We start from the raw sequence: 2,830 nt of genomic DNA on the forward strand, positions 1-2,830 counted from the left end.
TACTCTCGTGGTCTGCGTCTGTTTTTTATAATACACTGTGAAATGGCCGCTCTATACCAACTGAGCTAATGCCCCTCGACGGCACCGCAGGTGCCGACGGGCACTAGCGTACCGGGTTCCGGCGCCGTTCCCGGCGCCCTACCCCCGGGCCGACCGGACCTGCCGCCGAGGCGGCGTCCGGGCGGTGCCTGGGATCCGGCCGATCCGGTCGGGTGACCGGGCCGGCCGGCCCAGGAGGCGCGGTGGAGCCCCACCCAAAATAGGTGTTCCTCGGATCGTCCGGGCTCAGCGACCGGCCGGAACCGGGTCGGTGGCCTCGGTCCACAGGTCCTGCTCGGCGCGGTCCGCCTGGACCTGACGGTAGACAAAGAAGCCGCCGAGGGCGACCAGGGCGACCAGGAGAAGCTTCTTCACCGCGGGACCTCGTCCTTCTTGCGTTGGCGGACTCAAGAGCCGGTGCTCCGGCCGGACTGACCGGGCCGACGAGTCCAGATGTGTTTCGATCGCGAGCGGGCTGCCGGGTGCCAGACTGCCCTTGCGGCCGATGATACACACCAGTGTCCCAATCGTGACCAGCCACCGCTGCGGCCAACCCGGCGGTCCGGGCGGAGGATTGACGCCGCACCTCCTGCCGTACGGCCGGCCCTCCCCGGCCGGGCCCTACGGCGTGCCCGGCGGGGCGCTGGACGGGTGGTCCGACGAGCGGTCGGACAGGCGGTTCGACGGCGTCACCACCACGGCCTTCCCGCCCGCCAGGTCCACCCTGGTCCGGGGCGGCGCCCCCTCGCCCTCCTCGTCGCGCAGCATCAGGGTCGTGCCGCGTTCGTCCAGCTCGTGCTGCTTGCCGGCGGCGAACTGCGCGTGCAGCTGCTCGAAACCGGTGGCCGAGATCTGCCCCTCCCGGCCGGTCCCCCGCCACGGCACCCAGCGTGAGCGGCGCGCCCGCAGCGCGAGCTGGTCGACCGCCGCGAGCACCACCAGGGCGCAGATCAGTCCGGGGATGCTCATCGCCCAGAAGATCGCCATGTCGTCACCATCCCTCCACACGTTCCCTCCCGGGAGAACAGCCCGGCGGGGCACGCGGTTCCCGGAGCGGCGGGGGAAAACGCCGAAGGGCCCGGAGTGCATCACTCCGGGCCCTTCGCGGTGGTGGGCCTAACAGGACTTGAACCTGTGGCCTCTTCCTTATCAGGGAAGCGCTCTAACCGTCTGAGCTATAGGCCCTTGCCGCACTGAAAGATTAGCGGACCGATGGCCGATCTCCCAAATCCGGGCCGGCGGGGTTCCCGGCGGGCACCCCGCCGACCAGCGGCGGCGCTCCGGCGGCCGGGCGCAGCAGCCATTCCTCGCGGGTCGCCGGGAGGCCGGCCGCGCCCTCCTCGGTGCTGCGGACGGCGAGGATCTGGTTGATCCCGATCCGGTTCTCCTCGAAGGCGAGCGCGCTGGCGGCCATGTACAGCCGCCAGACCCGGGCCCGGCCGCGGCCGACCAGCCGGACCGCCTCGCTCCAGTGCGCCTCCAGGTTGGCCACCCATTCGCGCAGGGTCAGCCCGTAGTGCTCGCGCAGCGACTCGACGTCCCGGACCTCGAAGCCGGCCTCCTCCAGCCGGGCCACGGTGGAACCGACGGGGGAGAGCTCGCCGTCGGGGAAGACGTAGCGGTCGATGAAGGGGCTGGTGCGGTGCGGCTCACCGGGGTGGTCGGGGCGGCGGGCGATCTGGTGGTTGAGCAGCCGGCCGCCGGGCGCCAGCAGCCGGTGCAGGCCCTCGGCGTAGACCCGGTACTGCTCGGAGCCCACGTGCTCGGCCATCCCGACGCTGGAGATCGCGTCGAACGGGCCGTCGACGATCTCCCGGTAGTCCTGGAGCCGGACCTCCACCCGCCCGGCCAGGCCGGCCTCCTCGACCCGCCGGCGGGCCAGCGCGACCTGCTCCCGCGAGATGGAGACGCCGACCGCGGTGACGCCGTAGCGCTCGGCCGCGTGCAGCAGCAGCGAGCCCCAGCCGCAGCCGACGTCCAGCAGGCGCATCCCGGGCCGTAGGCCGAGCTTGCGGCAGATCAGGTCGAGCTTGGCCTCCTGGGCGGCCTCCAGGCTCTTGGCCTCCGGGGTCCAGTAGGCGCACGAGTAGACCATGGAGGAGCCCAGGACGAGCCCGTAGAAGTCGTTTCCGACGTCGTAGTGGTGGCTGATGGCCGCGCGGTCCCGGCTGCGGCTGTGCAGCCGTCCGCGGGCCTTGCGGACCTCCTCCGGGGGCGGCGTGGGCTCGGGGCCGAGCGCCCCGGCCCGCAGCGCGGCCGCGAGGACGCGGCGCCCGTTGGCGCCGAGCACGTCCCGCGGGCCGAGGTCGAGGCGGCGGATCTCCGGCCGCTCCACGAACCGGGCGACGGCCGAGAGCACCTCGTAGAGGTCGGTGCCGGGGGCGATCTCCAGATCCCCCGCGACGTACGCCCGGGTCAGGCCCAGCTCGCCCGGCTGCCAGAGCAGCCGGCGCAGCGCCCGGCGGTTGCGCAGGACGACCGTGGGGGCTCCCGGCGGCCCGGCGACGCTGCCGTCCCAGGCCTGGACCCGCAGCGGTACCGGAACCCCCAACAGCCCGTCCAGGGCCTCGACCAGTTGACCTGCGAGCTTCGCCACCGCGCGCCTCCGTCCAGCCGTCCTGCGGAACGTCTCCTGACCCGGCCGGGCGGACCGGGGGCGGCCTGCGGCACTCCCAGGCGTGGACCGGGCGCCACCCAGCTAATCCCACCGCGGCCGGCCCGCTCCCGGGCGGCACGCCGCGGGCGGCCGGCTGTCACCCGAAATGCCGACGGGCCCCGCAGGCTGCAACAG

The 2,830-nt window shown here is 73.4% G+C and carries 3 protein-coding genes and 1 tRNA gene; all 4 read right to left on the reverse strand.

Features of this window, described 5'->3' with window-relative positions:
• Nucleotides 1–285: 285 nt before the first annotated feature.
• Nucleotides 286–414, reverse strand: coding sequence for a DLW-39 family protein (locus tag ACFV6I_RS38795; RefSeq protein ID WP_014137031.1), 129 nt, complete (start codon nucleotides 412–414; stop codon nucleotides 286–288).
• A gap of 246 nt (nucleotides 415–660) precedes the next feature.
• Nucleotides 661–1,026: a DUF6191 domain-containing protein gene (locus ACFV6I_RS38800; RefSeq protein ID WP_063348454.1), complete on the reverse strand. Its 366-nt coding sequence runs from the start codon at nucleotides 1,024–1,026 to the stop codon at nucleotides 661–663.
• Nucleotides 1,027–1,147: 121 nt separating this feature from the next.
• Nucleotides 1,148–1,224 (reverse strand) — tRNA-Ile (locus ACFV6I_RS38805).
• 16 nt (nucleotides 1,225–1,240) lie between these two features.
• The gene (locus ACFV6I_RS38810) at nucleotides 1,241–2,635 is read right to left on the reverse strand and encodes a class I SAM-dependent methyltransferase (protein ID WP_380430920.1); all 1,395 of its coding nucleotides are present in this window, start codon (nucleotides 2,633–2,635) and stop codon (nucleotides 1,241–1,243) included.
• Nucleotides 2,636–2,830 lie beyond the last annotated feature (195 nt).

Origin of the sequence: Kitasatospora sp. NPDC059803, assembly GCF_042732255.1 — a bacterium.
Taxonomy (GTDB): Bacteria; Actinomycetota; Actinomycetes; order Streptomycetales; family Streptomycetaceae; genus Kitasatospora.

Coding starts and splice junctions, on each gene's coding strand:
- ACFV6I_RS38800 (WP_063348454.1), bottom strand. CDS start 1,026: ATGGCGATCTTCTGGGCGATGAGCATCCCCGGACTGATCTGCGCCCTG.